The sequence below is a fragment of the Roseitalea sp. genome (genome assembly GCF_984466335.1).
Genome location: NZ_CFIFWG010000189.1, coordinates 1 through 5,129, shown reverse-complemented (window position 1 = coordinate 5,129; position 5,129 = coordinate 1). Strand labels below are relative to the sequence as shown.

Annotated in this window: 7 protein-coding genes; 5 read left to right on the top strand and 2 right to left on the bottom strand. The window is 70.9% G+C overall.

The annotated features are described in order from the left end of the window. The 5 genes from AC5E6L_RS13855 to AC5E6L_RS13835 all read left to right on the top strand — a co-directional run. A partial coding sequence (locus AC5E6L_RS13855; protein ID WP_491774058.1) for a DUF3179 domain-containing (seleno)protein occupies positions 1-518 on the top strand: 518 nt, incomplete at its 5' end. A gap of 107 nt (positions 519-625) precedes the next feature. Next, positions 626-1,012, top strand: coding sequence for a TIGR02301 family protein (locus tag AC5E6L_RS13850; protein ID WP_491228854.1), 387 nt, complete (start codon positions 626-628; stop codon positions 1,010-1,012). A 115-nt stretch (positions 1,013-1,127) separates the two neighbouring features. Next, a complete protein-coding gene (ygfZ, locus tag AC5E6L_RS13845) occupies positions 1,128-2,006 on the top strand; it encodes a CAF17-like 4Fe-4S cluster assembly/insertion protein YgfZ (protein WP_491228853.1) in 879 nt (292 codons plus the stop codon). After that, a complete protein-coding gene (locus AC5E6L_RS13840) occupies positions 1,999-2,631 on the top strand; it encodes a YfbR-like 5'-deoxynucleotidase (RefSeq protein ID WP_491774055.1) in 633 nt (210 codons plus the stop codon). Before ygfZ ends, AC5E6L_RS13840 begins: the two co-directional genes overlap by 8 nt. Positions 2,632-2,633: 2 nt before the next feature. Next, positions 2,634-3,167 (top strand): tyrosine phosphatase family protein, encoded by a 534-nt coding sequence (locus tag AC5E6L_RS13835; protein WP_491228851.1) that lies wholly within the window; start codon positions 2,634-2,636, stop codon positions 3,165-3,167. Here AC5E6L_RS13835 and nadC read toward each other — a convergent pair. Beyond that, positions 3,164-4,054, bottom strand: a complete 891-nt coding sequence (nadC, locus tag AC5E6L_RS13830; RefSeq protein ID WP_491774053.1) for a carboxylating nicotinate-nucleotide diphosphorylase — start codon at positions 4,052-4,054, stop codon at positions 3,164-3,166. The two genes, AC5E6L_RS13835 and nadC, sit on opposite strands and share 4 nt — an antisense overlap. Positions 4,055-4,173: 119 nt before the next feature. After that, on the bottom strand, positions 4,174-5,129 hold a 956-nt coding region (locus AC5E6L_RS13825), incomplete at its 5' end, for an FAD-binding protein (RefSeq protein ID WP_491774051.1).

The window sequence follows — 5,129 nt, the reverse complement described above, 5'->3', positions numbered from 1 at the left end:
CGACCGAGACCTGGTGGCAGCAGTTCACCGGCGAGGCGATCGTCGGCGCGATGACCGGCGCGAAGCTGGAACCGGTGCCCGCGCGCCTCCAGTCCTGGTCGCAGTTCGCCCGGCAGAACCCGGCCGGCCGGGCGCTCGTGCCCAACAATGTCGCCATGCGGGACTATGGCCGCAACCCCTATGTCGGCTACGACACCTCGCGTCCGTTCCTCTATGACGGCCGGCTTCCCGAAGGGATCGATCCGATGGAACGGGTGGTCGTGGTGCCCCGCGACGGGGACGATCCGCTCATCGTGACCATGAACACGGTCGCCCGGGCCGGTCAATGGTCCGCAGGGGGCCTTGATTTCGCCTGGACCGCCGGCCGGTCCTCGGCGGTCGACGCCTCGCGCATCTCCGATGGCCGCGACGTCGGCACGGTTCTGGTGTCGCAAGGGGGCGCGGACGTGCCCTATGACGTCACCTTCGCCTTCGTCGCGCACGCCTTCCATCGGGGCGTCGCGATCATCGGCAAGTAGAAGGCCGCACCTTGCTGGCTTCGGGGGCGGCGACCCCGCCGCCCCTGCTTGCTTGCGCGCCATTTGGATGCGAAAAACCAGCCTGGTTTAGCCGGCGGGGGTGCGTCATGGTCTTTGGGGGCGGAAGAGCCTGGCTGGCGGCGATGGTCGTCGTGATCGCCATGGCGCCGCATGCCGCGCACGCCCAGCGCGTTGCGCCCTATGACGACAAGCTCGCGCGGCTCGCAGAAGTGCTCGGCTCGATCCACTATCTGCGCAATCTGTGCACCGAGCCAAGCAACCGGTGGCGCGACCAGATGGAGCGGCTTCTGGCCGTCGAAAGGCCCGAACCGGCACGCAGGGCACGGCTGATCGCCGCGTTCAACAAGGGCTACCGGAGCTTCGACAGCATCTACGCCCGGTGCACCGACCAGGCGCGGACGGCCGCCGACCGCTACGTGGCCGAAGGGCGCGCGCTGGCGCTCGAACTGGCGGACACCTACGGGCCGCAATAGGGAACCGCCGGGCCGCGCGAGCGTCGCCGCCGCATCGAACATCGGCGCCACCCGCCTTGCCGCGGCCCTTAAACCGGCTTACCTATCGGCCGAACGCACCGCAAGGAAAGCCGACATGCCGTCCCTGGTTCTGCCCGACCGCGCGCTGATCGGCGTCACCGGTGAAGATGCCGAGCACCTTCTGCACAATGTGCTGACCTGCGACATTGAGGGCCTTGCGCCCGGCGTCGCGCAGCCCGGCGCGCTGCTGACGCCGCAGGGCAAGGTGCTGTTCGAATTCCTGGTCGCCCGCGACGGCGCGGGCTTCCTGATCGACATCGCCGCGGGCGAGGCCGACGGCTTCCTCAAGCGCATGACGCTCTACAAGCTGCGTTCGAAGGCCGACTTCTCGAAGCTGGAGCGGATGGCCGTCACGGTTTCATGGGACGATGGTCCCGGTGCCCCGGAAACCGGTCCGGGCAAGGCTCTCACGGACAGGCGCTTCGCCGGCGTCACCGTGCGGCGCATGATCGGCCCGCGCGGCGCGGCCGCCGAAAACGGCGCGCCGCCGGATGCCTGGCAAAAGCTGCGCATCGACCAGGGCGTGCCCGAGAGCGGCGCCGACTTCGAGCCGGGCGATGCGTTCGGCCACGACATCTCGTTCGACCAGAATGGCGGGCTCGACTTCAAGAAGGGCTGCTTTGTCGGCCAGGAGGTGGTGAGCCGCATGCAGCACCGCGGCACGGCGCGGCGACGCGTCGTCATCGTCGCCACAGACGCCGCCCTGCCCCCGACCGGCGCGCAGATCACGGCCGGCGGCAAGCCGGCCGGCGCGCTCGGAACCGTGGTCGGCGCGCGGGCGCTCGCCATCGCGCGGCTGGACCGGATCAAGAGCGCCGTCGAGGCGGGCAAGCCCGTGCTGGCCGGCGAGACGCCCGTCTCGGTGGCGCTGCCCCGCCATGCTTCCTATGGGTGGCCGGGCGAAAAGAACGCCGACGACCAGGCCCATGCCTGACCGGGCCGGCGCTCCGCCGCGCGCCTGGCAGCGCATGCTGTCGGGCCGCCGGCTCGACCTGCTCGACCCCTCGCCGCTCGACGTCGAGATCGAGGATATCGCCCACGGGCTGGCCCGTGTCGCCCGCTGGAACGGGCAGACGCGCGGCGATCACGCCTTCTCGGTCGCCCAGCACTGCCTGCTGGTCGAACAGATCGTGGACCGGCTCAAGCCGGGATGCGGCGCGGCGGTCCTGTTGGCGGCCCTTCTTCATGACGCGCCCGAATATGTGATCGGCGACATGATCTCGCCGTTCAAGCATGTGATGGGCGGCGACTATCGCGCCGTCGAGCAGCGGCTCCAGCAGGTCATCCACATGCGCTTTTCGCTTCCGGCCGAGATACAGGCGGCGACAAGGAAGCTGATCAAGCGCGCCGACATGATCGCCGCCTTTTACGAGGCGACGCACCTGGCCGGCTTTTCGGCGTCCGAGGCCGGCACCTATTTCGGCCGCCCGCGCACCGTCACGCCCGACGGGCTGGCGCTCAACCCGATGCCCGCCGCAGCGACCGAGGCGGCGTTCCTCGCCCGGTTCAGCGCGCTTGAAGGCATGGACACGGGCGCCAGAGCGAACGGACGGGGGTGATCATGCCGTATCTTGCCGTGTGCTCGCTTGCCCGGATCGGCGAAACCGCCCGCCGGCACGCGCCGAGCCACATGCTCACCGTGATCAGCGGCGACCCGCCCGTCGCGCGCCCGCAAGGCGTCGCCGCGGCCGACCATTTGCGGCTCAACATGAACGACATCGCGGTCGACACGCCGGGCCTGACCACGCCGGGCGAGGCCCATGTCCGCGCGATCATCGACTTCAGCCGGCGCTGGAACCGGGCGGCGCCGCTGTTGATCCACTGCTTTGCAGGCGTTTCGCGCTCGACGGCCAGCGCCTACACGATCGCGCTGGCGCTGGACCCGGAACGCGACGAGGCGGACCTTGCGCGCGACCTGCGCCTGCGCTCCCCGACCGCCACGCCAAACCCGAAGCTGGTGGCGATCGCCGACGATCTGCTCGGCCGCAACGGGCGCATGGTCGATGCGGTCCGGGCGATCGGGCGCGGATCGGACTGTTTCGAGGGCGCGCCGTTCGTGCTGCCGCTTTCGGACGATCACGCGGGTTTGGCCTAAGGTTTCGATTCAACCATCATGTCCAGGGCCACATCGAGCGGCGGGGCGGCCATGGTGATCCTGGAGGTCGAGATATAGTCGACGCCGGCCTCGGCGATCGCGCCGACCGTATCGAGATCGACATTGCCCGACGCTTCGAGCTTGACGCGGCCCGCATTGTGGGCCCGGTTGATGGCCACGGCCTGGCGCAGCGCGGCCGGGTCCATATTGTCGAGCAGCACCGCGTCCGGCCGAGCCGGAAGCGCGGCGCGGAGCTGTTCGAGCGTATCGACCTCAACCTCGATCCTGACCATGTGCCCCGCATGCGCGCGGGCCGTCGCGATGGCCGGCGCGACGCCGCCGGCGACGGCGATGTGGTTGTCCTTGATCAGGACCGCATCGTCGAGGCCGAAGCGATGATTGGCGCCGCCGCCGCAAAGCACGGCGTATTTGGACAGGGCCCGCAGTCCGGGCATCGTCTTGCGGGTGTCGCAGATGCGGGCGCCGGTGTGGGCGATGGCGGCGGCGAAGCGCGCCGTGTGGGTCGCAATCCCCGACAGCATCATCAGATAGTTGAGCGCCACCCGCTCGGCCGACAAAATCGCGCGCGCATCGCCCGAAACATGCGCGATGATGTCGCCTGCGGCGATGCGGTCGCCGTCGCGGACGTGCGCGGTCACCGCCGGATCGCCGCCGACAAGCGCGAACGCGGCCTCCACCAGCGGCAGGCCGGCAACGATGCCGTCCCGGCGGCCGGCGATGACGCCCCGGGCGCGCGCATCGGCCGCAATGGTCGCGTTCGTGGTGATGTCGCCCGCCCGGCCGAGATCCTCGGCCAGGGCGGCGCGCACGGCATCGTCGACCGTCAGGCGCGGCAGGGTCGGCGACAGGGTTCGGGCATCGGTCACGGGCGTCTCCAGCGCGGGCACGAAAGACCCGGCGCCATCGAATTGTCAACGCGCGATGCGCGCTCGCGCGCCGCCGTTTGGGGGAGCCGCACGGTTATCGCGCCCCGCCGGGGCCGGCTTCACCCACGCAGCAGCGCGTCCGCTGCCGCCTCTGCCTGATCCAGCGTCATAAGCGTGCGGCGCGCCCATCGGGGATCGGGCGCGGGGAAGTCGGTCCTGAAATGGCCGCCACGGCTCTCGGTGCGGTTCAGGGCGGCGACCGCGACCAGCTTTGCGGCCGTCAGGACGTTGGCGAAGGGGCCGTCGCCGGCATTGTCCGCTTCGAGCCGCATGATCGCGCCGAGCGCCTCGCGCATGCCGGAACCATCGCGCAGGACGCCCAGATGGGCGCCCATGATCGACCGCAGGCGCGCCATGGCGGGATGGTCGGTCTCGGTGACGGCATCGGGATCACGCACCGAGCCGCCGGCCCAATCGTCGGGCGCGGCGTCGCCGCCTTCGGCCTTCAGCGATTGGGCGATGCGCGCGGCGAAAAAGACCGCTTCGAGCAGCGAGTTGGAGGCCAGGCGGTTGGCGCCGTGAGCGCCGGTCGAGGCGCACTCGCCACAGGCCCAAAGGCCGGGCAGCGAGGTGCGGCCGTCCGCACCGGTCCAGATGCCGCCCATGACATAGTGCGCGGCCGGCGTGACCGGGATCGGGTCGGCCGCCGGGTCGATCCCGGCATCGCGGCAATAGCCGTAAACGGTCGGAAACGCGGCGGCGAAGTCGGCGACCGCGGCGCGGCAGTCGAGAAACGCGCCCCGGCCCGCCTGGACCTCGGCGAAGATGCCGCGCGCCACCTCGTCGCGCGGCGCAAGTTCGGCGTCCGGGTGCAGCGGGACCATGAAGCGCCCGCCCTTGCCGTTGACGAGCCTTGCGCCATGGCCGCGCAGCGCCTCGGTCGCCAGCGGCGCCGGATCGGCGCCGACATCGATGGCCGTGGGATGGAACTGGACGAACTCCATGTCCGCCACGCGCGCGCCGGCGCGCGCGGCCATGCCGATGCCCGCGCCGCGCGCCTCGGCCGGGTTGGTCG